The sequence below is a fragment of the Haloplanus sp. CK5-1 genome (assembly GCF_037201915.1).
Taxonomy (GTDB): Archaea; Halobacteriota; Halobacteria; order Halobacteriales; family Haloferacaceae; genus Haloplanus; species Haloplanus salilacus.
Window position 1 is genome coordinate 828,784 of sequence record NZ_CP147505.1, and the last position, 25,895, is coordinate 854,678.

General features: G+C 66.9%; 23 protein-coding genes and 1 pseudogene. 19 read left to right on the top strand and 5 right to left on the bottom strand.

Features of this window, described 5'->3' with window-relative positions; translation table 11 throughout:
• Positions 1-56: 56 nt before the first annotated feature.
• Genes NBT81_RS04415 through NBT81_RS04425 form a run of 3 tightly spaced genes read left to right on the top strand, consistent with a single transcriptional unit; the run spans position 57 to position 3,588 of the window.
• Positions 57-1,562: an amidase family protein gene (locus NBT81_RS04415; protein WP_338741329.1), complete on the top strand. Its 1,506-nt coding sequence runs from the start codon at positions 57-59 to the stop codon at positions 1,560-1,562.
• A 41-nt stretch (positions 1,563-1,603) separates the two neighbouring features.
• On the top strand, positions 1,604-2,299 hold the full coding sequence (locus NBT81_RS04420; protein ID WP_338741330.1) for a thioredoxin family protein: 696 nt from the start codon (positions 1,604-1,606) through the stop codon (positions 2,297-2,299).
• Between the two features lie 50 nt (positions 2,300-2,349).
• Positions 2,350-3,588, top strand: a complete 1,239-nt coding sequence (locus tag NBT81_RS04425; protein WP_338741331.1) for a Zn-dependent hydrolase — start codon at positions 2,350-2,352, stop codon at positions 3,586-3,588.
• A 111-nt stretch (positions 3,589-3,699) separates the two neighbouring features.
• On the opposite strand, the gene NBT81_RS04430 is transcribed toward NBT81_RS04425, so the two are convergent.
• Positions 3,700-4,680 (bottom strand): halo transducer protein, encoded by a 981-nt coding sequence (locus tag NBT81_RS04430; RefSeq protein ID WP_338741332.1) that lies wholly within the window; start codon positions 4,678-4,680, stop codon positions 3,700-3,702.
• 158 nt (positions 4,681-4,838) lie between these two features.
• Here NBT81_RS04430 and NBT81_RS04435 point away from each other — a divergent pair, with 158 nt between their 5' ends.
• The 6 genes from NBT81_RS04435 (at position 4,839) to NBT81_RS04460 (ending at position 11,529) form a co-directional block, all read left to right on the top strand.
• Positions 4,839-6,086: a PstS family phosphate ABC transporter substrate-binding protein gene (locus tag NBT81_RS04435; RefSeq protein WP_338741333.1), complete on the top strand. Its 1,248-nt coding sequence runs from the start codon at positions 4,839-4,841 to the stop codon at positions 6,084-6,086.
• A 93-nt stretch (positions 6,087-6,179) separates the two neighbouring features.
• Positions 6,180-7,307 carry a phosphate ABC transporter permease subunit PstC gene (pstC, locus tag NBT81_RS04440; protein WP_338741335.1) on the top strand — a complete coding sequence of 376 codons (1,128 nt, stop codon included), beginning with the start codon at positions 6,180-6,182 and terminating at the stop codon, positions 7,305-7,307.
• Positions 7,307-8,920, top strand: a complete 1,614-nt coding sequence (gene pstA, locus NBT81_RS04445) for a phosphate ABC transporter permease PstA (RefSeq protein ID WP_338741337.1) — start codon at positions 7,307-7,309, stop codon at positions 8,918-8,920. Before pstC ends, pstA begins: the two co-directional genes overlap by 1 nt.
• A gap of 2 nt (positions 8,921-8,922) precedes the next feature.
• Positions 8,923-9,852: a phosphate ABC transporter ATP-binding protein PstB gene (pstB, locus tag NBT81_RS04450; protein WP_338741338.1), complete on the top strand. Its 930-nt coding sequence runs from the start codon at positions 8,923-8,925 to the stop codon at positions 9,850-9,852.
• A gap of 2 nt (positions 9,853-9,854) precedes the next feature.
• Complete coding sequence (gene phoU / locus NBT81_RS04455) at positions 9,855-10,529, top strand: phosphate signaling complex protein PhoU (protein ID WP_338741339.1); 675 nt, start codon at positions 9,855-9,857, stop codon at positions 10,527-10,529.
• 1 nt (position 10,530) lies between these two features.
• Positions 10,531-11,529: a PhoU domain-containing protein gene (locus NBT81_RS04460; RefSeq protein WP_338741340.1), complete on the top strand. Its 999-nt coding sequence runs from the start codon at positions 10,531-10,533 to the stop codon at positions 11,527-11,529.
• Between the two features lie 132 nt (positions 11,530-11,661).
• Here NBT81_RS04460 and NBT81_RS04465 read toward each other — a convergent pair whose 3' ends face one another.
• From NBT81_RS04465 to NBT81_RS04470, 3 genes and pseudogenes are all read right to left on the bottom strand, one after another.
• Positions 11,662-11,814 carry a hypothetical protein gene (locus NBT81_RS04465; protein WP_338741341.1) on the bottom strand — a complete coding sequence of 51 codons (153 nt, stop codon included), beginning with the start codon at positions 11,812-11,814 and terminating at the stop codon, positions 11,662-11,664.
• A gap of 177 nt (positions 11,815-11,991) precedes the next feature.
• Positions 11,992-12,086: pseudogene (locus tag NBT81_RS17300) on the bottom strand (restriction endonuclease); the annotation flags it as partial.
• A 163-nt stretch (positions 12,087-12,249) separates the two neighbouring features.
• Entirely contained in the window at positions 12,250-12,741 is a 492-nt protein-coding gene (locus NBT81_RS04470; protein WP_425498768.1) for a DUF7344 domain-containing protein, read from the bottom strand.
• Between the two features lie 53 nt (positions 12,742-12,794).
• On the opposite strand from NBT81_RS04470, the gene NBT81_RS04475 reads away from it, so the two are divergent.
• The 3 genes from NBT81_RS04475 to NBT81_RS04485 all read left to right on the top strand — a co-directional run bounded on the left by NBT81_RS04475 (position 12,795) and on the right by NBT81_RS04485 (position 14,998).
• The gene (locus tag NBT81_RS04475) at positions 12,795-13,304 is read left to right on the top strand and encodes an IS630 family transposase (RefSeq protein ID WP_338738573.1); all 510 of its coding nucleotides are present in this window, start codon (positions 12,795-12,797) and stop codon (positions 13,302-13,304) included.
• Entirely contained in the window at positions 13,301-13,864 is a 564-nt protein-coding gene (locus NBT81_RS04480; protein WP_338742495.1) for a transposase, read from the top strand. The genes NBT81_RS04475 and NBT81_RS04480 overlap by 4 nt, the downstream gene beginning before the upstream one ends.
• A 318-nt stretch (positions 13,865-14,182) precedes the next feature.
• Positions 14,183-14,998, top strand: coding sequence for a hypothetical protein (locus NBT81_RS04485; protein ID WP_338741343.1), 816 nt, complete (start codon positions 14,183-14,185; stop codon positions 14,996-14,998).
• A 265-nt stretch (positions 14,999-15,263) separates the two neighbouring features.
• Here the strand turns inward: NBT81_RS04485 and NBT81_RS04490 are convergent, their stop codons facing one another.
• Entirely contained in the window at positions 15,264-15,806 is a 543-nt protein-coding gene (locus NBT81_RS04490) for a DUF7344 domain-containing protein (protein ID WP_338741345.1), read from the bottom strand.
• A 358-nt stretch (positions 15,807-16,164) separates the two neighbouring features.
• On the opposite strand from NBT81_RS04490, the gene NBT81_RS04495 reads away from it, so the two are divergent.
• From NBT81_RS04495 to NBT81_RS04525, 7 genes are all read left to right on the top strand, one after another.
• Positions 16,165-17,181: a SipW-dependent-type signal peptide-containing protein gene (locus NBT81_RS04495; protein WP_338741346.1), complete on the top strand. Its 1,017-nt coding sequence runs from the start codon at positions 16,165-16,167 to the stop codon at positions 17,179-17,181.
• 283 nt (positions 17,182-17,464) lie between these two features.
• A complete protein-coding gene (locus NBT81_RS04500) occupies positions 17,465-19,375 on the top strand; it encodes a vWA domain-containing protein (RefSeq protein ID WP_338741347.1) in 1,911 nt (636 codons plus the stop codon).
• A gap of 137 nt (positions 19,376-19,512) precedes the next feature.
• Complete coding sequence (locus NBT81_RS04505) at positions 19,513-21,204, top strand: vWA domain-containing protein (protein WP_338741348.1); 1,692 nt, start codon at positions 19,513-19,515, stop codon at positions 21,202-21,204.
• 326 nt (positions 21,205-21,530) lie between these two features.
• Positions 21,531-21,797: a hypothetical protein gene (locus NBT81_RS04510; protein ID WP_338741349.1), complete on the top strand. Its 267-nt coding sequence runs from the start codon at positions 21,531-21,533 to the stop codon at positions 21,795-21,797.
• A gap of 257 nt (positions 21,798-22,054) precedes the next feature.
• Positions 22,055-22,840, top strand: coding sequence for a hypothetical protein (locus tag NBT81_RS04515; RefSeq protein ID WP_338741351.1), 786 nt, complete (start codon positions 22,055-22,057; stop codon positions 22,838-22,840).
• Positions 22,837-24,129 (top strand): SipW-dependent-type signal peptide-containing protein, encoded by a 1,293-nt coding sequence (locus NBT81_RS04520; protein ID WP_338741354.1) that lies wholly within the window; start codon positions 22,837-22,839, stop codon positions 24,127-24,129. The genes NBT81_RS04515 and NBT81_RS04520 overlap by 4 nt, the downstream gene beginning before the upstream one ends.
• Positions 24,126-25,055 carry a signal peptidase I gene (locus tag NBT81_RS04525; protein ID WP_338741356.1) on the top strand — a complete coding sequence of 310 codons (930 nt, stop codon included), beginning with the start codon at positions 24,126-24,128 and terminating at the stop codon, positions 25,053-25,055. Before NBT81_RS04520 ends, NBT81_RS04525 begins: the two co-directional genes overlap by 4 nt.
• The last annotated feature ends 840 nt before the right edge of the window (positions 25,056-25,895 follow it).

The following is a 25,895-nucleotide window of genomic DNA, read 5'->3' on the forward strand; positions in this document are numbered from 1 at the left end:
TTTCGGCGACGCGACGACTGCGCCAGCCTGAAGAGCCCTGGCCGTGAGAGGGGGCTATGCGACACCTCACCGAGGCAGAACTGATCGCACTCGGCGAGCGGTTCGGGATCGACGTCGACGACGCCAGAGCGGCGGCGCTCACCGAGACGGTCAACGCGATGCTCGACGACCTCGACGCACTCGACGACCTCGCCATCGTCGACGACGCGCCGTCGCCGACGGGTGCGCCGGCCGGCGAGCGCACCTGGGCCGACCCCGCCGAGGACCCCCACGGTGCCGTCGCCGTCGACTGTACGGTCCCCCCGTCGGCCGACGGCCACCTCGACGGCGTCGACGTCGGCATCAAGGACGTCGTCGCCGTCGCCGGCGTCCCGATGCGGTGTGGTTCGGCGACCATGCGCGGGTTCGTCCCGGCGCGGGACGCGACGGTCGTCGACCGCCTCCGGGCGGCGGGGGCGACGGTCACCGCCAAGACGGCCTGCGACGAGTTCGCCGGGAGCGCCCGCGGGACGACCGGCCACGGCGCGCCGATCACCAACCCCCACGACGACGGCCGGACCGCCGGTGGCTCCTCCGGCGGCAGCGCGGCGGCGGTGGCGGCCGACCGCGTCGACGCCGCCCTCGGCACCGACACCGGCGGCTCCGTCCGCATCCCCGCCTCGTTCTGTGGCGTCGTCGGCTACAAGCCCACTTACGGACTGGTACCGCTCACCGGCGTCGTCGAGAACACGTACACGCAGGACCACGTCGGGACGTTCACCGACACTGTCGCGGACGCCGCGGCGCTCCTCGAAGCGATGGCGGGTCCCGACGACGCCGACCCCGCGAGCCTGGCCGCGGCCGGCCGGAGTTCGTACCGCGCCGGCGGCTACCGGGACGCCGTCGACGCCCCGCCCGCCCCCGAAGACCTCCGGATCGGCCTCCTCGACGAGGGACTTGGCGACGGTGTCGCCGACCGGGTCGTCGACGCCACGGCGGCCGCCGCCGACCGTCTCGACGACGCGGGCGCGGCCGTCCGGTCGGTGTCGGTCGAGTCGTTCCACGCCGGCCGCCCGATCAAGAACGCGCTGAGTTTCGTCGAACTCGCGACCCACTGGCGCGACGGGGCCGCGCCGTACCGCCGTGGCGGCGTCGACGAGACGCTCCAGACCGGGTTCGCGCGGGCACGCGCCGCCGCCAGCGGCGAACTGAGCGACTTCTACACGAGCAAACTGCTCGCGGGGGCCCAGGTCGTCGACGCCCACGACGGCCGGCCGTACGTCCGCGCACAGGCCGCCCGCGAGCGACTCCGCGAGGCGTTCGGGTCGGCGCTCGACGGCGTCGACGCCCTCCTCCTGCCGACGATGCCCGACGTCGCACCACCGATCGACGACGTCGCCGACTGGGAGTACGACTACGCGCGAAACACGCGCGCGGCGAACGTGACTCGCCTGCCCGCGGTGACCCTCCCCAACGGGACGGCGGACGGTCTCCCCGTGGGCCTCCAACTGATGGGTGCCGGCTTCGACGACGCGCACCTCCTCGCGACCGCCGACCGGGTCGCGTCGACGCTCGGCGACTGAACGGGCGCACGCTTTATCACTCCGAAGCGGAAGGTGATGGTATGTCAGCTACCGACGCGGTCGAGCGACTCGTCGAACGCGACGTATTCCGGACCGACGGCGCGGACGAACTGCAGGTCGCGGACCCGTTCCGGGAGACCGTCGAGGCACACCGGGCGACGCTCTCCGATCACGACTCGGCCGACCGGCCGGAGGCCGTCGGCGACCTGTTGGGCGACCCCGAGACGGCGAGTGCCCTGGCGGCCGCCGAGGTGTCGGACCCCGACTTCCTGGCGCGCTACGTCGCCCTCCGGGAGCGGGACGACGACCTCTCGGCGACGCAGGCCTCGACCCTCGCCGTCGTCCTCGGACAGTTCGAGACCGGCCGCCCGCGGGACGAGAGCGCACCCGAGGCGTTCCTGTCGGTCGACGGCGAGGACCTCCTGCGCCTCGTCGCGCTCCACGACCGGTGTGTCGTCTACGCGTGGCGCGAGGACTGCCCGCCCTGCGAGACGATCAAGGCGGACTTCGACGAGTTGTTCGCCGACGGGCCGCCGGGCGACGTCCTCCCACTCGCGGTGTACGGCCCGGACTGTCCGCAACTGCTTGACCGGGAGTTCGACGTGAGCGTCGCGCCGACCCTCCTCTTTACGCTCCACGGCGACGTCGACTCCCGGTACGTCGGCGCGCCGACGACGGAGGGGCTCCGGGCGGAGATACAGACGCTCCGGGAGCGTACGCTGCCGTCGGCGGAGTGACCGTCGTCCCCATCGCGGAGATTTAAGCCCCCGACGGCCGTGGGTCGGTCATGCGCGTCGATATCGACCGCGACCGACTCGTGGACACGATGCAAGAGCAGGCGGACATCGGTGGCACCGAGGGTGGCGGCCTCCACCGTCTCGCGCTCTCCGACGCCGACGCCGAGGCCCGCGACTGGTTCGTCGACCGCGCGAGCGACGCGGGCCTCGAGGTCCGCGTCGACGCCTTCGGAAACACCTTCGCTCGCCGGGCGGGGGCCGACCCCGACGCCGCCCCGGTGCTCGTCGGGTCCCACCTCGACTCCCAACCCTACGGCGGCATCTACGACGGTGCGCTCGGCGTCGTCGCCGGACTGGAGTTCGTCCGGACGCTGAACGACCGGGAGATCGAGACCTGCCGCCCGGTCGAGGTGGTCAACTGGACCAACGAGGAGGGATCGCGCTTCCAGCCGGCGATGCAGGGCAGCGGCGTCTGGGCCGGCGCACACGACATCGACGAGGAGTACGAGAAGACCGACGCCGACAGAACTCGACTCCTCGACGAACTCGAACGGATCGGTTACCGCGGCGACGAACCCGCGGAGCCACGCGAACCCTACCACGCGTACCTCGAACTCCACCCCGAGCAGGGGCCGTATCTGGAGGAGACGGGCGCGGACGTGGGCATCGTCACCGGCATCGTCGGGCTTCGGTGGGCGGAGGTCACGCTCCACGGGCAGGCCAACCACACCGGGACGACGCCGATGGACTACCGGGAGGACGCCCTCGTCGCGGCCGCGGACGTCGTGACCGCGATCCGGCGGCTCCCGGGGACGCTCGGGGAGCGAACCGTCGCGACGGTCGGGTCGCTGAACGTCCAGCCCGACTCGGTCAACATCGTCCCCGAGACGGTGACGTTCACGACGGACATCCGCGACCCCGACGAGGCCGTCCTCGATACGGGCGTCACGCGGATGGAGGCGGAGGTGGCCGCCGCCGCCGACCGCGAGGGCGTCGAATACGACATCGAACACACGATGGCATCCCCGGCGGTCGACTTCCCGGACCGGCCGGTCGAGGCCGTCGCCGACGCCGTCGACGCCCTCGACTACGACGGCCGCCGGATGGTGAGCGGCGCGGGCCACGACGCCACGCACACGGCGTCGGTCTGTGACACCGCGATGGTCTTCTCCGTCAGCGAGGACGGCAAGAGCCACACCGAAGACGAGTTCACGAGTTGGCCGGACTGCTACCGGTCGGCGAACGTCCTGGCGAACGCGGCGCTGGACCTCGCCGGACGTGTCGACTGAGCGGGGTGAGCGTCGTTCGGGTCGGCGACGCGACCGATCGGACTGACCCGATCGGCGATCCATCCGCCCGGCCGACCGGGCGGAGCGGTCGGTGGTCGGCGGCGACCCCGATCAGGCCGACTCCGCGTCCAACGTTTCCGGACGGTACTCGCCGAGCAGTGACTCGACTGCCCGCCAGTCGACCGGCGGGACGTGATCGGCGAGCGCGGCCTCGAAGTCGGCCAGCCGGTCGCCGTAGCGGTCCCGCCACCCGACCGCCGGTTCCCCGTCGAAGCGGTCGTCGATCGACTGCCATCGGTCGTCGAGGCTCGTCAGACGGTCGTCGAGGGCGGCGAGGCCCTCGGCGTCGACGGCCCCGTGGGCGTCGTCCGGGTCGGGGTCGGGCCAGGCCCGGAGGTCGTCGACTTCGGCACGGAGGTCGTCGAGCAGGAGCCGGGCTACCCGGTGTCTGAGGGCGGTGTCGAACCCGACGGCCGCGGGCTCGACGTCCGCATCCACGTCCCCGGCTGCGAGCGCGTCGAGGGTCCCCGCCACGCCGTCGATGACGTCCGCCACTGCGTCGGCGTCGTCGTCGAGGGCGTCCAGCCGCCGGTCGGGGGTCCGGATCCACGCCTCGAACTCCTCGGCGTCGACGCCGAGTTTGTCCGCAGTGTGCTGGGCCGAGTTGGCCGCGGCGGTGAGCCGACGGATCTCGAGGGCCGTCTCGTAGATAGCGCCGGGCTCGTTCGCGAGGTCGACGACCGACTGGAGTCGGTCACCGAGGTCGTCGACGCGGGACGCGACTGCGGCGTGGCGCTCCTCGAAGTCGTCGAGACGCTCGGCCACGCCGTCGAGGTGATCGACCGCGGCGGCGGCCTCGCGAGCGTCGTCGATCAGCATCCCGGCGTTCTCCACCCGAGTCTCGGGGGTGGATACCACCTTCGAGACGTGGGCGAGCGCGTCGTCGACCGCGTCGCGACGAACCTCCCCTTCCTCGGTAACTCGTTTCAGCGCCGCCCGAACCGCGTCGGGGTCGTCGCCGGTCCGGGCGACGACGCCGTCCACGGCCGCGTCCAGCGACAGCCCGTCGAGCGAGTCGTCGTGGTCGGTCACGGGGCCCAGTTTCGTCGAGGCGGCGTTATAATTTCCGTCTCGACGCCGGTTAGAACTATTTTGTCATATATAGTGCTACGTGCCTCTCATCGGTGCCCCGTAGTGCCAACTACCCCTCATATAAACGATCTTTATTGGAACTCCGCGACTCTCGGGTGATGTCTGACAACAGCGGAGATCAGCACGACCGGTTTTCACGGCGGGGGTTCATCACAGCGACTGGCGCCGCCGGCATCGCCGGCCTGGCCGGCTGTGGCGGGCAGTCTGGCGGCGACGGCGGGGATGGCGGCGACGGCGGGGATGGCGGCGACGGTGGCGACGGCGGGTCCGATCCCACTGCGACCGAATCCGAGTCCGACGGGGGCAGCGACGACGGCCTGAACACCTCGCTGCTCAACGCCGAGGGCTCCTCGACCGTCTATCCCATTTCGAACACGGGCAGTTCCTACTGGAACTCCAACGCACCGCCGAGCGACGGCGAGTACTGGGGGTCGAACTCGGACAGCACCGTCCCCGGCTGGAGCCAACTCGGCGAGCCGGACATGCTCATCGCGGACTACTTCGCCTCGAAGTTCGGCTTCGAGCCGACCGAGCAGCGCTCCAGTCCGCCGTTCCCGACGACGGTCGGCCTGAGTCACTCGGGGACCGGCTGTGAGGCCGTCGCGGAGGGCCTGGTCGACATCGGCAACTCCTCGGGACCGATCACGGCAGAACTCGGCTGGAGCGAGGAAGAGGCCCAGAACAGGGTCGTCGACAACGTCGTCGGCCGCGACGGCCAGCCGGTCGTCGTCAGTTCGGACGTCGTCGACGCCGGCGTCACCCAACTGACCGGCGAGCAGGTCCGCGGCATCTACCAGGACGAGATCACCAACTGGAGTCAGATCGAGGGGATCGACTACGACCAGGAGATCTACGCCATCGGCCGCGCAGAGGGCTCCGGGACGGACACCTCGTTCCGCCTGAACATGCTGGGCGGTGCCGACGCCGCGATGCCGGGCGTCGACACCCGCTTCGGGCAGAACCAGCAGGTCGCACAGGCCGTCTCTCAAAACGAGGGCTCCATCGCGTACATGGCGCTCGCGTTCACGAGCGAGACGGTCACCCCGATCGGTATCGAATTCGAAGGCACGCTCTACGAACCGGACCGCGACGCGGAGAACACCATCTTCGACAGCGCCTACCCCCTCAACCGCGACCTCCACATGTACACGCTGATCGAGGACTCCAACCCGAACGGCGGCGGGTACGACGCGCGCGAGGCCGCGTTCGTCAACATGTTCCTCAACGAGTTCGGGCAGACCATCTTCGTGGAGGGGAACAACTACATCCCACTGCCGACGAGCGACCTGGAGGCAATGAAGGAGCAGGTGTCGCCGCTCGCCACCGAAGACCTCGTCATGCCCTGATCCGGCGACCCGTCCGGATCGGCTCGCCGTCCGCGACTACCCACCGTCCATTTCTATGACACCTCCCAACCCGACACACCTCGCACACGCAACATGACAGCAGCAACACGTAGCGAACGACTGAACGCGGCCGCCGAACGGCAGGTTCAGCGGGTTCGCGATTTCGTCGACGACACCGAACCCGCGGCGCTGGTCGTCGTCACGATCATCGCCCTCTCCCTGCTGATGGCCTTCGTCGGGTTCCTCGCGGTGTCGAACCTGACGGTCCTGCCCTTTGCCGCCTTCGTCGCGGCGACGGGGTACGGCTGGGTGCGACACCAAGAGGAGACGGCGCTGGTGGTGACGCTGACGATGACCGTCTCGACCCTGTTGATCCTCGGGCTGATCGTCGTGTTCATCTTCCGTGAGGCGGTCCCGGTCCTCCAGTACGAGAGCGCGACCGTGTTCGGCGTGAGCGTGCCGGGGCTTCGGATGTTCGTCGAATCCAACTGGGACGCGGTGTCGCCGCCGATCCGGTACTCGATGGTACCGATGATCCACGGGACGGTGATGGTGACCGTCGTCGCAACGGCCGTCGCCGGGCCGCTTGGCGTCGCCGCCGCGCTCTTCCTCTCGGAGATCGCACCCGACATCGTCCGGGAGTTCGTCAAGCCGGGCGTCGAAATCCTCGCCGGCATCCCCTCCATCGTCTACGGCTTCATCGGCTTCACGATCCTCAGCCCGTGGGCGTCGGACCAGTTCCAGACCACCGGCCAGGGGAGTTACCTCTTCGTCGGCATCGTCGTCGGGTTGATGGCGCTCCCGACGGTCGTCTCCGTCGCCGAGGACGCTCTCAGTAGCGTCCCCGAGTCGATGAAGAGCGGATCGCTCGCCGTCGGGACGACCGACTGGCAGACCATGACCTCGATCACCCTTCCCGCGGCGTTCTCCGGCGTCTCCGCCGCGGTCCTCCTCGGCGTCGGACGCGCCATCGGGGAGACGATGGCCGCGACGGTCATGTTACGTGGCGTCCCGCGGCTCACAGAGCCGCTGGTAAACGTCTTCTACGGCATGGAGACGCTCACGTCGCTCATCGCCCGCAACTACGGCGAGGCGGACGGCCTCCAGATGGACGCCCTGTTCGTCGCCGGCGTGATCCTCTTCATCACCGTGCTCGTCATCTCGGTCGGCGCACAGTACATCGAGTGGCGGATGCGTAGCAAGCTCGGAGGTGAAGCCTGATGGCGGGCGCGACCCGGTCGCGGCTCGTTGAGGGCGACACGACGGCGACCGACGCGGTTGCCGGCGCGACGGTCGGCCTCTCGGCGGTCCTGTTCGCGCTCGCGGTGGCCGCGATGTTCGAGTGGGTGAGTCTCACCGGCACTGTCGTCGGTCTGCCGACGGTGACGGTACTCGGTGGGTTGTTGATCGGCCTCGGCATCGCGGTGTCCCTCTTCGGCCTCGGCTCGCGGTTCGGCTACGTCGAGACCGAACCCGACGCGAGCGCCGGCCTGGTCGCGAGCGTCGGCGCGGCGATGCCGTGGTTCGTCATCGGCGGCGGCGTCGTCTCGGGGACGCTCGGGCTCGGCACCGCCGCCGGCGTCGTCGGGAGCGTCCTCGTCGGCGGCTTGGCGTTCGTCGGGACCGCCGTCCCCCGCGAGGACGTGGGCTCGACGGTTCCCCTCGGCGTCCTGCTCACGTTCGTCGGGACCGTCTTCCTCACCGGGACGATCGGTCCGGAGTGGCTGTGGGACCTCGGCTGGGAGCAGCAGGCCTCGATCACGGCCGAGTTCCTCGTCCCGATTGCGACGCTGTTTTGCGCCCTCTACGGCGGTTGGGCCGCCGCGAAGGCCTACGGACGGTTCGGCGCGCGCGGCCGCCACATGGGCGCGTACGTCCTCGTCTACCTCAACGCGATGTCCATCGTCGCCTTCCTGTTCATCCTCATCGCCTTCGTCGTCGTCCAGGGGATCACCGGCCTGCTCTACGGCGTCCAGGTCGGTGCCGGAGTCGGCCCGCAAGTGTTCGGGTCGTTCGAGTTGCCGGTGTACGTCCCGTTCGTGATGAACGGCGTCGCGCTCCTGAACGACTTCCAGGGGGTCCTCCCGGCGATCGTGGGGACGATCTGGCTGGTCATCGGCGCGGTGCTGTTCGCGGTGCCGCTGGGCGTCGGCGCGGCGGTCTTCCTCACCGAGTACGCCGAACGCGGCCGGTTCACTCAGGCCGTCGAGGTGGCGACCAACGGCCTCTGGAGCACGCCGAGCATCGTCTTCGGGCTGTTCGGGTACGCCTTCCTCATCCCGCGCTTTGGCAACGGGAAGTCGTTGCTGGCCGGGATGCTCACGCTCGGGTTCATGCTCCTGCCGCTGGTGCTCATCACGAGTCGCGAGGCGATGCTCTCGGTGCCCGACGAGTACCGCGACGCGAGCGCGGCGCTCGGCGTGCCGAAGTGGCAGACGATCCGGAGCGTCGTCCTCCCGGCCGCGCTTCCGGGCGTCATGACGGGGGTCATCCTCGGCGTCGGCCGGATCGCAGGCGAGACGGCACCGATCCTGCTGACGATGGCGGGCGGGACGTTCGTCCCCGGGGGACAGACGGTCGACGTCATCGGCGGCTTCGAGTTCACCGGCTCGCCGCCCTTCGTCGCCAACCCCGAACTCCTGCAGGCGACGTCCGCACTCCCTTACCAGCTGTACGCCCTCATCACCGCGGGCGTCGGTCTGGGGAGTAACGTCGCCGACCCCGACGGGTTCCGGTGGGCGACGGCGCTCGTCCTGCTTCTCGTCGTCCTCTCCTTTTACGCGATCGGCATCGGCGCGCGATACTACTTCCGACAGCGACTCAGGTACGAATAACGATGAGCGATTCACAGCAGACTCAAAGTCAGACCCGGACGGAGACCAGGACGACGGGCAGCGACCAGCCCCTCGAAACCACCAGCGGCGAGACGGTCGAGGAGACCAAAGACGAGTGGGTCGAGTACGACTTCCAAGGGACGGCGAAGATGGTCGCCGAGGACCTCGACGTGTACTACGGCGACGACCACGCCCTGAAGGAGGTCTCGATGGAGATCCCCGAGCAGAGCGTCACCGCGCTCATCGGTCCCTCGGGGTGTGGAAAGTCGACGTATCTCCGCTGTCTCAACCGGATGAACGACCGGATCAGCGCCGCCCGCGTCGAGGGGTCGGTCCAACTCGACGGGAAGGAGGTCTATCAGGACGGCATCAACCTGGTGGAACTCCGCAAACGGGTCGGCATGGTGTTCCAGTCACCGAACCCGTTCCCGAAGTCGATCCGGGACAACATCTCCTACGGGCCGCGGAAACACGGCGACATCGACACCGGGTTGCTGGCCCGAGTGCTCGGCCGTGACGACGACGAAGCGGAGCGCGAACTCGTCGAGCGGGCGCTCAAACAGGCCGCACTCTGGGACGAGGTACACGACCGGCTGGACGACAACGCCCTCGGCCTCTCGGGCGGCCAGCAACAGCGGCTCTGTATCGCCCGGTGTCTGTCCGTCGATCCCGAGGTCATCCTGATGGACGAGCCTGCGTCGGCGCTCGACCCCATCGCCACCGCGAAGATCGAGGACCTCATCGACGACCTCGCGGAGGAGTACACGGTCGTCATCGTCACCCACAACATGCAACAGGCCGCACGCATCTCGGACCAGACCGCCGTGTTCCTCACCGGTGGTAAACTCGTCGAGTACGACGAGACGGACAAGATCTTCGAGAACCCCGAGAGCCAGCGCGTCGAGGACTACATCACCGGCAAGTTCGGATAACCGTGCCCCGAGACGAGTTCCAACAGTCGATCGCCGACCTGCGCGCCGAGGTGCTGTCGATGAGCGACCTCGTCGGCGACCGACTCGACCGCGCCCTGACCGCCCTGGAGACCGTCGACGAGGCGACCGCCCAGGAGGTGATCGACGGCGACGACGCCGTCGACCGCCGGTATCTGGAGTTGGAGTCGACGTGTATCCAGTTGATCGCCCAACAACAGCCCGTCGCGGGTGACCTCCGCGTCGTCGCCGCCTCGTTCAAGATCATCACCGACCTGGAGCGCGTCGCCGACCTCGCGGTCAACCTCGCACAGTACACCCTCGAGGCGGATCGCAAGCGCTTCGAGCAGGTCGACCTCTCGGCGATCGGCGACCTCGCCTGCGCGATGCTCGACGACGCGATGACCGCCTACCGCACCGAGGACGCGGCGCTCTGTCGCGAGGTGGCGGCCCGTGACGACGAACTCGACTCCCTGTGTCAGCGCTCGAGCGAGCGGGTCGTTCGGGAACTCATCGAGGGCGAGGCCGAGGACGGCGACGCCTGGACGGTCGAACGGCTACTGGACGACGTCTCGCGGCTCCTGCTCATCGTCCGTGATCTGGAACGCGTCGGGGATCACGCGGTCAACGTCGCCGCCCGCACCCTGTACATGGTCGAAAGCGACCCGGAACTCGTCTGACATGGAGACACGCAAACTCCAGAAGGTCGGCGGCTCGACGTACTCGGTGTCGCTCCCCAAGGAGTGGGCGACCGACCACCATCTCGAAGCCGGGATGCCGATCCACCTCTATCCCCACGCCGACGGCTCGCTCGTCGTCCGGAGCGTCGAACAGGACGGCGGCCCCCTCGCCTCGACGGAGGTTCGGCTCCCCCGAGTCGACGACGACGCGATCCGGTGCTCGCTCGCTGCCGCCTACGCCGTCGGGTACGACGCCGTCACGCTCGTGGCCCCGGACGGTGCGTCGTTCGACGGCGACGACTACCGCCTCGTCCGGCGGCTGACGGAGTCGACCCTCGGGCTGTCGGTCGTCGAGGAGGACGCGGACCGGATCACCGTCGAGAGCCTGCTCGACGCCTCGGAGCTCTCGATCCGACAGTCGGTGACCCAACTCCGGTTCACCGCGCTCTCGATGCACCGGACCGCGGTCGACGCCTTCCCCGACGGCGACGCGGCCGACCTCGACCGCCGCGACGACGGTGCGGACAGATTGCTGGGCGTGGTGACCCGCCACCTCAACCGCTCGCTCGTCGACTTCGGCGAGGTCGACCGCCTCGACGTCCCCCGGACGTCGCTGTTCGACCACTACCTCACGGCCCGGGAACTCGAACGGGTCGCGGATCACGCGGTTCGGATCGGCTCGCTCGCCGCCCGCGTCGACGATCCGCCGCCTGCGGACGTCTTGGACGAGGTGGACGCGCTCGCGGATGCGTCGCGGGCCGTCGTCGAGACGGCGACGAAAGCGATCCTCGACGGGTCGCGCGACGACGCCCACGAGGCGCTGATCCGGCGTGACCGGGTCCTCGACGACCTCGACGCGTTCGATACGGCGCTGTTGGAGCGGTCTCCCCCCGCCGGATACGTCCTCTCGCGGGTGGTCTCGACGCTCGCCCGAACTGCCGAGTGTGGCGGAACCGTCGCGACGGTCGCGCTCCGGTCGAGCGCCCGTCCCGACGACTGATGGGGTTCAAAGCCTCTGGCGATCGAACTGCCGAGATGCCGCCGGTTACGGCAGGTGGCGACATCCGACCCACGGCGAACACGTCGTCCGTCCCGCGTGGCGTTCGAACAAAGCCCAGTCGCACCGCCCGGCTCAGTCCAGATTCGAGAGTGCCTCGTCGACGTCGAACGCGTCCGTCGTCTCCGACCCTTCCTCGCCGCGGTCGACCGTCTCCTCTTGGTCTTCGTCTATTTCGACTTCCGGGCCCTCCTCCTCTGTGAACTCCGTGTTGACTCCCCACGGCATGTTACCGGTCCTCCGTGCGCTCGGCGGGTCTCGTCATACTCTCCTTACCCGCCCGGTCGGTATATCGGTTTGGGTGTGACGCCACATTTTTCGTAGATGGGGAAGCTACAAACGAGAATGACTACTTATATTGTGACTTGTTAATAGGGAAATTGAAGATCGACTCGTACCGTGTATTAGTTCAGCATACTCGTCGCGGAACGTTTCGAGATTCCCACATCGTAGAAGTACTTCGTCTTCAGCATGAACCGTTCGGTGACTGCATAGCCTGTATAGCGAAAACGTCATTTCGAGTCGTCACGCCCCACATTCGACCAGTCTCGGAGTAACCAGACAGTATTACTATAGTAGCGTTTGGAACTGTTTGCACACCTGATCGCCAGACTGCATGCGATCAGGTGTGCGATGACTTACAAAGGCTACTATCGCTCCGCACTACATTTCCTCTACGAGTTCACGGGGAGGTTCCACGTCCGTCGGCGTCGAGGCGCTTCCGACAAGCGTCCGCCGGTCCCGGAGGGTGTGCACACAACCGACGAGCGTGAACCCCGCGGCGACGAACAGGGCGTATCCGAACCCACCCACGTACGAGAACGGCGCGAACCCGAGCGCGGCGACCGCTACCAACGCCGAGAACACGGCTCCCAACGCGAGATAGAACTGGCTCCAAGGGATGTCGTCCTGCGGCACCACGTCGAGGTAGACGTCGAACGTCCGGAGATCCCCCGTCATGGTGATCGTCCCACGGTCCTTGTCGTAGACAACGGCCCCCACCCGGTCCATCATCGGCAGGTGCGTCTGATGGAGACCGGTGTACACCCGCTTGCGCTGTTTCGGCGTCACGGCCCGGCGGTCGATGCGGTTCTCCCACGCCGCGATCTGCTCGGAGAGGTCGCGGATCGTCACCGAGTCGTCCACCTGCCGCAGGTAGTGATAGTGATTAAGGAAGTTATTTACTGTTAGACGTAGTGGGGTCGATAATGGGGCAGTTCGACGAGATCACGCTTGAGGAACTCTACGACCTCAAAGAGCAGATAGACGAGGGTAAGCCGCGAGAACGTGTTCTCGCGGCGATCGGGCGCAAGCAGGGCGATCAAATCGATACCTTGGCTGACCGCCATGGAGTCGTCGAAAAAACGATCCGCAACTGGCTCGATCGGTTCGAGGAAACACCGATCGAGCAAGCTCCCTACGATGCTCCTCGACCAGGAGGCCCAGCAAAGATCGAGGGAGAAGAGCGGGAACAGCTGTTCGAACAGTTGCAACAGCCGCCAACCGAACTCGGCTACGACCAGCAAGCGTGGTCAGCGAAGCTCCTTCTTCACCACGTCAAACAGGAGTACGACGTCGAATACCACGAGAACTACGCCTACGAGTTATTGAGAGAGGCCGGGCTGTCCTTGCGGACAGCACGGCCTCAACACCACGAGGCCGACCCCGAGGAGAAGGCCGAGTTCCAAGACACAGTCGAAAAAAACGGCCCGAACTGAGCGAGAAAACCGTCGTTGTCGTCGATCAATTCACCAAGCACGTTGGAACCGTCCAGCGGCGTGGCTGGTACCCAATCGGTTCAAATCCGACGATAGAGACTGCAACGTCCTGGAAGTCGGTGACAGTGCTTGGCGCTGTCACCGATAACGGTGATAGCCTCTTCTGCTGGACGGAAGAGAACTTGACCAGGTTCCACGGAATTCGGTTGTTAGAAGCGTTGAAAGACGAGTTCGGTGAGGAATTAGTGGTGTTTCTGGACCGAGCGGGCTACTTCTATGCGAGGGATCTCTGGGAGCACGTCAGCGGTGAGCGCGAGACCGAAACTGTCGGAGACAGTTCGGTCTCGTGCGTGCGCGGGGACAATCTCGAAGTGTGGTATTTCCCGTCAAAGCTACCCGAATTGAACGCCGTCGAAGGGTGCTGGGATCAGCTCCAGGAGTGGTTCAAATACCGCCTTATCCCAGATCTCTCGACGCTGAAAGACTCCATTACACGAGGATTGAGCGCAATCACCGAACCAAATATCTGGCCGTATCTTACCGGTAAAGATCCGACTTAATCACTATGAAGGGTATACCGACGCCGCCGACTGCTCAGCGTGTCGAAAACTACCTCTGTCGTCAGGTGCGTCTCGTCCGATAGTCTCCCCTTACCGGCTGTGGTTCCGAAGTCCGTTATCTGTGCCCCCGTCTTCATATTCGTGTATCTTCACCCATGTATAAAAATCTATATGACGATTTATGAACTTAACTAACAGTACCTTACCTCACGGATCAGCCGCCGCTCCTCGATCAGATGGCCATCGTGTGTGGTTTGTTCGGCCCCGACGGGTGATACGGTTCTCATACCTATGATTACTGACTACATACGTTGAACGATGATTCGGCACTACACTACGGACGTACTGACAGGCCTTCGTCGACCGGAGTACACCGGCGAGAACCGGTGTCTGCCCTGCACCGTGATCAACCTCGTCCTCGCGGCGGCACTGGCCGCTGCGGCGGCGCTCGTATCTCTCCCACTGGGGGTCGCTGTCGTAGTCGGGTCGCTCGCGAGCATCTACCTCCGAGGGTATCTGGTGCCCGGGACGCCCGAACTCACGAAGCGGTACCTCCCCGAACGCGTCCTCGGGTGGTTCGGGAAGGCCGACACCCTAGGTCCCGCCGCGGATATCGATTTCGACGCGGTGGCCTTCCTAAACCGCGCGGCAGTCGTCGTCGACACCGGTGACGACGTCGCCCTCGCACCGACCTTCGAGCGCCGTCTCGACGCCGCCGCGCTCGCCCTCGACACCGAGGCGGCCATGACCGCCGCCTCGGCCGACCTGCTCGACGTCGACCCGGAGCGGGTGTCCTTTGCCAGCGACAGCGGGTCGTGGCGGGTCTTGGTCGACGGATCGATACTCGGGCGGTGGGAGTCGAAGGTGGCGTTCGTCGCCGACCTCGCCGCCCACCGCACGCTCTCGGGGTGGACCGACGACTGGGCGTCGGTCCCGGGGGCTGCCCGCGGCCGGACGCTCTTGGCGGTCCGCGCCTGCCTCGACACGTGTCCAACGTGTGCGGGCGATATCCGGCTCGGGACCGAAACGGTACGCTCGTGTTGTCGCGAGTACGAAGTCGTCGCAGCCACCTGTTCCGGCTGCGACGCCCGGCTCTTCGAGACCGACGCACGGGGCCTCGCCGCCGTGGAGTGACACCGTCGGCGACACCTACGTGGGGGATGTCCGATACCACAGGGCGTCGAACCCCGTCACGCGAGCGTCGCCGACGACACGATTTCGAGCGAGTCACACACACGACCCGGGGACGGCGGACTCGGGAGTCAGTGAATGGCTAACTCGACAGACACAGGAGTATAGTAGCCTTTGTAAGTCATCGCACACCTGATCGCATGCAGTCTGGCGATCAGGTGTGCAAACAGTTCCAAACGCTACTATATTTTCGACGGGACGCCCGTCTTCAGAAGAGCTTGGCACGGAGCCGCGCGAGCCGTCCCCGCGCCCCGATCCGTGAGGCCATCAGTTGGTACGCCGTCGAGACGGCAAAGCAGACGAGGAACCAGGTCGCCGGAACGAGTGGGTCGACGGCGGCGAAGCCGGGTACCGAGGCCAGCGACGCGACGGTCGCGAACAGCCCCACGACGCCCAAGACGCGGTAGTACTCGCCCCATGTTACGCCCACGCGGGTGGTGACATCCATATACCGCCCGAGGTGTCTCGCTTCCGGACGGGCGGACACCACTTTCCGATCGGGATCGTAGACGACGAGCCCGAGGCCGTCCATCTTCGGGAGGTGGGTCTGGTGGAGCGCGTTGTAGACGCTCTCACGGAGCGCCCGCGGTGCAGGGCGCTGTCCGGACTCGGCCGCGGCGATCCGCTCGGACAGTTCACGCAGCGAAAGCGCCTCCGATTGGGTCCACAGTTCGGCGAGCGCCTCCCGCCGGCGCGCGTTACTCAGGACGTGATACACCTCCACCTCCGACAGGACGGCCCGCTGGAACATCACCTCCTCCGACGGGTTCTTGGGGCATAGCTATGGGCCGACTGCCGTTCCGTGCCACACGGAACGCTCACCGTACAGAACCCGAACCGAGCCGTTCTCGATCGGTACGTCGACCGGACTAACCGGTACGCACTCCGGATCCTACCGGTACGCACGCACACCTGTTCCGGTACGAACACAGTACGCGGCGGTACGGACCCCGTATCCGACGGCCGAATCAGGCAACGAGACCCTATAAAAAGCCGTTTTAGGGGCTCTAACGCCTGAATCAGCGCATAGGTAATACCCCCCCGGATGTGGGGTACTTTGTCCCGAGACGACCAGTGGCGGTTCCACGGTCCGACGGGAGGACAAACCAATGACGCACGACAACGACCCCAAACTGTACAGCCTCTCACGCCGCAAGATGCTCGCCGGCCTCGGTGCCGTCGGCTTCGCTTCCGCGGGCGCCGGTCTCGGTACGAGCGCGTTGTTCAGCGACCAGGAGACGTTTGAGGACAACACGATCACGGCGGGCACCCTCGATATGACGGTCAGCGCGACGCAGGTCGCGAACAGCTCCGACGCGCTTGGGGAGATCTACTACGAAAACCTCGGCCTTCAGGCCACGATCGGTGCATCGCCCGGTGACGGCGACGGCGTCCGGCTGCAGGCCGACGACGTCAAGCCCGGCGACTGGGTGATCTACTGCTTCGAGATCGACGTCGAGGACAACCCCGGGTACGTGACGATCCACGCGGACAACCTCCTCGAGAGCGGCGGGGCCAACCCCGAACCGGAGCAGGAAGCGGAAGGCAACAGCAGCAACAGCGCCGACCTCGGCGAGGCGCTGCTCGTGACCCACTGGGGCACGTTCAACGGAACTGACCCGACCTATGACGGCAGCGGCAACGTCACGAACGCGGGGACGATCGCCGGCAACTCGCGCCTCGACCTCGAGGATCTCGACAGCACGACCAACGTTGCCGGCGGCATCGCACAAGGGGCGTACGGCGTGCCCGCACTCGACGGGACGGCGACAGTCGGCTCGACCCCCGTCGAGTACACCACCCTGCGGGAGTTCGTCGAGACCTACGACACCGATCCCACGAGCGCGCCGTTCAACAACACCCAGGACCCGCCGAACAGCTCCGGCGTCCTCATCCGCAACGACACGGCCGGCGGCTCGCCAGCACCGGCTCTCCAAGTCGGCGGCTCGAACACCGGACTCGGCTCCGGCACGTTCACCTACTACATGCTGATCGAGCTCCCCTTCGACGTCGGTAACGAGGTCCAAGGCGACAGCGTCCAGTTCGACCTCGGCTGGAGCACCGAACAGGTCCGCAACAACGGCGACCCACGGAGTGGCATCACGTTCAACAATTCGACCTCGTAGGGCGTTCGACGCCACCCGACACCCATTCGGAGCACGACACACGCGTTCTCGCGTGCAGTCGTGGCACGATCCCTATAGTAGCCTTTGTAAGTCATCACACACCTGATCGCATGACTGCGTTCGATCAGGTGTGCGGACAGTTACAAACGCTACTATAGCCCGGCACTCACGCGGTGCTCGCTCGACGGTCGTGAAACGGCGGTTCGACTCCGCCGGTGGGCTTCCCCCAGTGGGGACTGGACTCGTCTCGGCGACGGTCCCACCCGAACGAGGGAGACAGACCATGACAGAACACGAATTCGACCTCTCACGGCGGAAGGTGCTCGGCGCGATCGGAGCCATCGGTGCGGCGTCAGCCGGCGCCGGCTTCGGCACGAGCGCCCTATTCAGCGATCAGGAGACGTTCGAGGACAACCGACTCGTCGCCGGCGAACTCGACCTCACAATGGACTGGGAGGAGCACTACTCTTTCCCCCAGATATACGAGGCGTTCGACGATCCGGCGGCCGGCCTCGACGTCCGAACGGAAGAACCGAACGTTCCGGACCTGTACCAGCGGTATCCTGCGGGCGCGACCGACGGAACCGACGGCGACGGTTCGATCTGGGTCAACAGGGAGGATGTCCCGACGTATATGGACAACACCGCTATCGACTCGTTCCCGGATGCCGGGAACGACGGGACGGCGGAGTTCCCGGTCGAGGAGATGGCCGAAAACGGGACGCGCGCCTGTGAACTGTTGGCCAACGTCGGCGGCGAGAGCGGCGGCCTCTCGAACTTCGGCGCAGAGACCGTCGGCCGAACCGACAACGAAGACACCCGTCTCGACGCCGGCGAGGGAGCGCCGCTCATCAATCTCCACGACGTCAAACCCGGGGACTTCGGCGAGGTTACGTTCAGTATTCACCTCTGCAGCGACCCGGGAAACCCCGGCTACGTCTGGATGAACATGCCCGGCGGCCTCACCGATCACGAGAACGACGTGACCGAACCGGAGGCGGCCGCCCCCGGCGAAGACGATCTGCCGGGTGACGCGGAGACGAGCGGCGAGCTCGCGGAGAACATCGAGACCGCGCTGTGGTACGACACGGACTGCGATAACCTCCCGGACGATGGGGGACAGCCGATCGATCTCATCGCGCTCGCCGACGTCTCCGGGTCGATAGACCCCCCCGAGATGGACGACATCGAGGACGGGGCGAACGCCTTCGTCGAGGAGCTTCCGACCGACGGAACCGTCGAGGCGGGGTTCATCACCTTCGCCGGTCCGGGCGAAGGATCCGCTTCCGGCGTGACCGTCCAGCTGGACCTCGGGCCGATCGATCCGTTCTTCCAGAACGACGACCCGACCCAGCCGGGCGACATCGGGCAATTCCTCCCCGAGAGCGGGAACGGAAGCACGCCGATGCCGGCAGCCCTCGACGTCGCACGCCAGATCCTCAACGCGGAAGCGCGCCCGAACGCCCGGAAAGTGATCCTGCTCGTCACCGACGGCGGCCCCGACTACCCGGACGTCACCTACGAGGCGACGACCGGGACGGACACGTACACGGTCCCCTCGCAGTATGTCGACGCCGGAACCAACGACGGGACGAGCTCGAATGAGGAGCAGGACCAGACCGCCGACGTCGCCGACAGCATCGACGACGACGAGATTGCGATCTTCACCGTCGCGGTCGGCGGGACGGGGGTGAATTCGATCTTCGAGGGGCCACAGACGCTGGGCTCGTTCCTCGAGAACCGGATCGCGACCTCCCCGAACGAGGCCTTCGACGCGACCGTCGCCAACGGCAACGGCGGCAACCTCGAGGGGATCGCCCAGACGATCGGGAACCGGATCTCCACGCTGGCCAGCACCGGGAACGCGGAGAAGATCGTGTTCCGGGGCACCCTCGAGGAACTCGAAACCGCGTTCGGGACCACAGAGCATGGGATCCCGCTCGATGCCGACGGTGACCCGTCGTTCGACGAGTTCGCCGATGACGCAGAGACCGACCCGCGTCGGGACTGCTTCCTCGCCGGGGCGACGTACTGCTTCGGGTTCTCGTGGTGGCTCCCGCTGGACGTCGGCAACGAAGTCCAGTCGGATTCGGTCACCTTCGATCTGGGCTTCTACACCGAACAGTGCCGGAACAACGACGGTGGCGGCGGGCAGCCAGTCACACCGACGGCTGGTGGCGACACGGGACAGTAACCGATCACCGCTCTCTCCCATTCGGATCCGACCCGCGCCGCGCGGATCGGACGGCCGCCCGACGGTTCGAAGCCGTCGATGGGCTTCCCCAAGACGGGGACCGACCGTCGTGCGACGGTCACACACGAGGAAAACCAATGAAAGACTACGAATTCGACCTCTCCCGACGCAAGGTCCTCGGCGCGATCGGTGCTATCGGCGCGGCGTCAGCGGGCGCCGGCCTCGGCACGAGCGCGCTGTTCAGCGACCAGGAAACGTTCGAAGACAACCGACTCGTCGCGGGCGAACTCGATCTCAAGATGGACTGGGAGGAACACTACTCCTTCCCGCAGTACTACGGGTTCGACGATCCGACGGCCGGGCTGGATGTCACCCGATCCGAACCCACAGACACGACCGACTACGCCGCGCTCCCCGATCCGTCGAACCCGCTCGTCTGGGTCCACAACGACGACCTCAACGCGTATATGGACAACACTGCGATCGAGGCCTACCCGGACGTGGACGACGACGGGATTCAGGATCCCTTCAGAATGGACGGGGTCGGCGACTTCTGTACCGACGGCGCCGACCTTAACGGCGGGCTCGATCCCTTCGGCGACGGTGCCTTCCGAACCAACAACGTCGATACCTATACACCCGAGACGGAGACGATCGAACCGCTCGTCAACCTCTCGGACGTCAAACCGGGCGATTTCGGGGAGCTCACCCTCAGTCTCCACCTCTGTGACAACCCGGGATACATCTGGATGAACGGCGGTCTCGTCGAGGCCCGCGAGAGCGGCATCACCGAAGCCGAGAGCGACTCCAGCGACGCTGGCCCCGCAGATGAGGTCGTGACCGATCTCACCGAGAGCGACGGCGTCGAACTCCTCGACGAAATCCAGACCGTCGCCTGGTACGACGGCGACTGCGACAACGTCCTCGACGGCAGCCGGGAAGCCACCGGAGGCGAATTCGCAGACGTCGTCATCGTGATGGACGTCTCCGGCTCGATGGACGGCGAACTCGCCGACGCGCAGGCCGGCGCGAACGAACTCGTCGCGGCCCTCGGGCCGAACGACCAGGTCGGACTCGTGTCCTTCTCCAGTTCCTCACCGAGCACGTCGTCCTCATCGCTCGATGTCGGACTGACGAGCAACCACAACGACGTTTCGACGGCCATCAACGGCCTCTCCGCCGGTGGCGGGACGAATATCGAAGCCGCGATCGAACGAGCACATGACGAACTCACAGTCGCCGATATCTTCACCGAGTACACCGAGAGCGGGAGCGCCCGCCCCGGCGCACGGCAGATTATGGTCTTCCTCGGCGACGGCTCGGAGAACGCCGGAACGGACGTGACTGATTCGGGTAACGAGGACCCCGTCCAAGAGGCCTCCAACGCGAAGGCGGACGGCATCGAGATCTTCACCATCGCATACGGTACGAGCGCGCCGAGCCTCTCGGATCTGGCGAGCGACCCGAACAATCCGCCCGAGAGCCCAGAGTCCCAGTACGCATTCGGGGCGACGACGGAGGACGTCGAGACCGTCTTCCGGAACATCGGCGGGACCGTCAGCAGCGGCGGCGAGGAGGTCTTCCACCAAGGATCGCTCCGCGACCTCCTGCTCAGGCTCGAAGACGGTGACGGGATCCCACTCGACGGCGACATCGAGACCGAGGGCCGGTCCTGTTTCGCCGGCCTTCAGACTCACTGTGTCGGACTCGCGTGGTGGATCCCCACCGAGGTCGAGAACCAGATCCAGTCGGACTCGGTCAGCTTCGACGTCGGGTTCTACGCCGAGCAGTGCCGGAACAACGAGCAGACCCCGGAGGCGGAAGTCTGAGTTACTGACCCACCTCCGGCTCGCAGAACAACTGGTTCGACCACGAACACGGACCCACTCGGATCCGACGCGTCGCGTCCGCGACTTCGGCGGCCGAGACGGCGGTTCGACGCCGCCGGTGGGCCTTCACGAACACCCCAATGAAAAAACACCTCTTCTGACGACGGATACTCACGGCCGCGGCAGGCGCAGGCCTCATCGCAGTCGGTGCTGCGCCGGCCCGAGCGGCCGCCGGCCTCGCGCCACTGGAACTGAACCAGACCGCTCAGATCCAGTCGGGCGACTCGCTGCCAGCTGTCGCGCTCGACTGGCGCGAGACGGTCAATGTGGCCGTCGTCGAGGACACTGATCTGGCTACGGTCTCGATCGAGGTAACTGGCGGGGCCGGCGTCGTCGTCGTCGACGAGGCGGTGTTGCCCGGCGATACCGGCGCCGTCACCCTGCGCGCGACCCTCGTCGAAGACGGCGACTCGCTCCAGAACGCCGAGCTGGCGCTCCACCTCGCGCTAACGGCGACCGCTGAGAACGGAACGACCGAGCCCGAGCGGCGCACCCTTAGGCGAGCGGCGAACTCGACTGCCACCGACAACTGACACCGACCCCGGTGGCTGCCGCCGCCGCTCCCGCAGCGCGCCCCGCGCCGCCGCGGTCGGCCGCTCGGGCCGGCACCATCGTCCCGGTAACGACGCCATGCCGCGGAGTACGGGCGTCGTATCGGTTGTGCAGCCGACCCATACCTATGCCCTCCGATGTCGTATCGCCCACAGAACACGGATCGGATGCCCGATCCACCCACCGACCCGGCGTATCCGGGACAACTCACATGACACTCACACGTCGAGAACTGTTGATGGGAATCGGAGCCGGTGCGATCGGTGTCGGGGGACTCTCCCTCCGTCGGCGCACACCCCCCTTCTCTCAGTACACCTATGCCGCACCGGAGGACGACACCGACGACCGGCGGCTCCGTGTCGCTTGGTACGAAACATACAACGGCGGTTTCGTCGCGAACCACGCCGGAACGAACGATAGCCTCGACACGACGCTCGATCCCGATAGCGGGCCCGAATACGTCGAGGAGGCGACCTTCGTGACTGACGCGACCGGCCCGGTTCTCTCCGTGGGGAACGTCCTCCCCCGAGACACGGGCACGCTGGTCGTCGGCCTCGAAGTAGTCGACGGTAGCGACGCGGAAGCGCTCGATGTGTGGTTCCGCGCGTCGCTGACTGACGACGGTGAAAACGGCGTGAACGGGCCCGAACGGGCCGCCGGCGACACCACGGACGACGACGGCGAACTCGACGAAGTCGCTGTCGTCGAGGTGTGGCTCGACGGCTCGCCGCTGGGGGGCTGCAACGGCACGAAGGAGTTCGACGAGACGCTCGAATCGCCGCTCGTCGCTCCCGCCCCCTTCGCCGATGCGTTCGCGCCGACAGCCGATGCTGGTGACGCCGAGGGACTACTCGCGCTGGATTGCATTCCACCGGGGTCGTTGCGGTGCGTCGCGCTCCGGTGGGAGATCCCGGCCGAAACGGGGAACCAAGCCCAAGGCGACTCCCTCGGCTTCGAGTTCGCGTTCGGCGGCGGCCCCTGCGACGGCGACAGCCCCTTCACCGTCGGGGGGACACAACGATGATCCTGAGCCGACGCCGCGTGCTGGCAGCGCTGGCCGCGGCTGGTGGCGCAGGCGCGCTCGCGGGGACCGGAACCGCCGCGGTGTTTCGAGACAGCGAGCGCTCTCGCGCGTCGATCACGGCCGGTACCGTCGACCTAGTCGTCGAGTACGAACTCCTGACCGGCCCCGGTACGGGCGGCCCCGGCAGCAGCGGCACCGTCGACGGCCCCCGCATCACGCTCCCGGTTGATTCACTCGCCCCCAATGACGACGCCGGGAGTATGCTCCTCACGTTCGCGCTCCCACAACGGGGTGACGCCATCAACAACCCCGCTGCGCTGTGGCTCGCGACCGACTGCCCCGTGCCCGAGGCGACAGGGCTGGGGGAGGCGATCCGGGTAACGCTGTCGTACGCCGACTGCGAGTCGGGGACGCCGCTTTCCCGGATCGTCAGCGGTTCGCTCCGGGAGGTCGCCGACGACCTCCGTGACGGTCGCCGTGTCGACAGCGACCCGACGACCACCGAGCCCGACTGCTTGGTGGAGGAGGTCTGCCTGCTCGTCGAGTACGAACTCGCCGGCTACGTGGGGACCGAAACGGTCGACTTTCCGTTGTGGTTCGCGGCGGTCCAGTGCCGGCACGCCACCCCGACGAACCCTTTCGCCGGCATCGACGCCGACCCGTGTCCCCCCGGCGACCCCTGCACGTGTTGCCGGACGCTCGGCAAACTGGAACTCGACTCCGGCACCCAGCCCGGGATCGACGATAGCTACGTCGAGCCCGGAACCTACGTCTTCACCGATGGCGATACCGACTACGGCCTGGAGATCTACGACACCGCGGACAAAGACGCCGGCACCGAGACCGTCGGCGTCGCCTTCCGGCTCGTGCACCTCGTCGGCGACGCCGTCCCGAGCCTCTGTACGGTGGCCATCAAGAACGGCCCCGGGTTCGAGCAGTACGACCGCGACGACGACACGCTCGCCGACACCGCCGGACTTCCCGGCAGCGACGCCGACGGGCTCGTCTACGCGCCGGACGGGAGCGCGATCAGCCACGTCACGGTCTGCGTCTGCACCACCGAGCCGGAGGCGGACTGTCCCGGGTGTACGGATCCCTCGTTCACGAACTCCGGCTCCGGCGGCCCGAGCGGGGACGACGATGCTGACAGAGACGAGCGCGAACCGAGTGGGGACGCCGACGGATCCACCGGTAGACTGGGTGGCCGCGGTGGCACCGAGCCCGACGGTTCCGACGACCCCGCCGGACGCAGCGGTCCGTCGGCGGCTCCGCCCGGAGGTGACCGATGACCCGGCTCCCGACGCCGTCACTCCCGAGCGCCAGACAGTTGCTCGCGATGATCGTCCTGCTCGCGGCAGTCTCGCCGTTCGTGGTCTTCGCCGTCCCGCAAGTGATCGGGGCCGACGAGGGGTTCGTCGTCCTCTCAGGGAGTATGGAACCGGCGCTGTCGACCGGTGATGTCGTGATTGTTGATGCCTCCGCGCCCGTGACGGTTGGCGACATTATCACCTACCGGACTGGCGCCGACGGCGTCCCGACGACCCACCGCGTCATCGGCGTGCAAGACGGCGAATACGAGACGAAGGGTGACGCGAACGGGAACGCCGACTCGGGCTTGGTCGGCTCCGAGGCGATCATCGGACGGGTCGTCCTCGCGATCCCCGTCATCGGCCACGTGATCCTGTGGGCGAACACGCCCGTGGGATACGTCACGCTGGTCGTCGGCCCGCTGGTGTTGCTCGGCGCGAACGAACTCTTCGCGTGGGCTCGGCGGGAGCCGACCGGAAGCGAACGCGAGGATCCAGCGTCCGAACAGGGATCGTCACCGGACCCGGACACGGCGGACGGCGACGCGACCGCAGACGACTGGGGGGTCCCGGAGGCTACGGTATCGGAGGTCAACGGCGGGCTGCAACCCACCCGGTCTGCCACGGTCGCCGCGGTCGATTTAAAGCTCACGCTCTTGGCGATGGGAGCGTTGTGCACGTACGCAGGGTGGAACGTGTACCGCGAGTTCTCCCTGACCGCAGCGCCGACCCCGATTTCGGTCGGGGCGCTGACGGCGGGCTTCCTCGGCCTCCTGTTCGCAGGGTCGGTGACGGTGACCGCATGGCGGGCGGCCCGCGCATCGCGCTCCGAACCGTCCGCTACGAGCACCGACTCGGTCCCCGCTCTGACGGACGGCAGCGGGGGGGCGGAGGCGGACGATGAGTGAAATGCTCGCCTTCATCTGCGCGCTGTTTGTCGTGTTCGCCTCGACAACCGCCGGCGTGTCGGTCGCGCTGCTGTCGGATGAGGAGTCGGTTTCGATCGGCTTCAGCGCCGATGTTCCGAACCCGGACGCAGTCGCGCTCGACGGCGATCCGGAGGCTACGTTGGACGCTGCAAGCGATGGACTAACGGCCAGCGTCGACTCGAATGATACCTCTCGGAACGCGACGGGAGAACCCCCAAGATCCGACGGGAACAGTTCGTCCAGTTTCAGCGGGACTCAGGACGGGAACGCCACGACTGCAGTCGACGAGAGCGACGGGAACGTCACCGACGACAACTCGGGGTCGCCTGTGTCCACCCCACAAGACGATGGATCGGAGTCGACCGACGACGCGTCCGACGAGGACGTGGATGACGAACGGACCGATTCGGTCGAATCCGATGACAACGGCGACGCGTCCACCGATGGCAGGGATTCATCGGCCGACGGAGAGGGATCATCTGAAAAAGCTGACTCCACGTCTGAGTCCGACGGCGGGTCCGACGATAGTGGCTCGTCTGAGTCCGACGGCGGGTCCGACGATAGTGGCTCGTCTGAGTCCGACGGCGGGTCCGACGATAGTGGCTCGTCTGAGTCCGACGGCGGGTCCGACGATAGTGGCTCGTCAGGGTCCACCGACAGTGGCTCGTCTGAGTCCGACGGTGGGTCCGACGATAGTGGCTCGTCTGAGTCCGACGGCGGGTCCGACGATAGTGGCTCGTCTGAGTCCGACGGTGGGTCCGATTCTAACGGATCTGGCTCCGACGGTGGCTCCGACGGTGGATCCGATGGTGGCTCCGA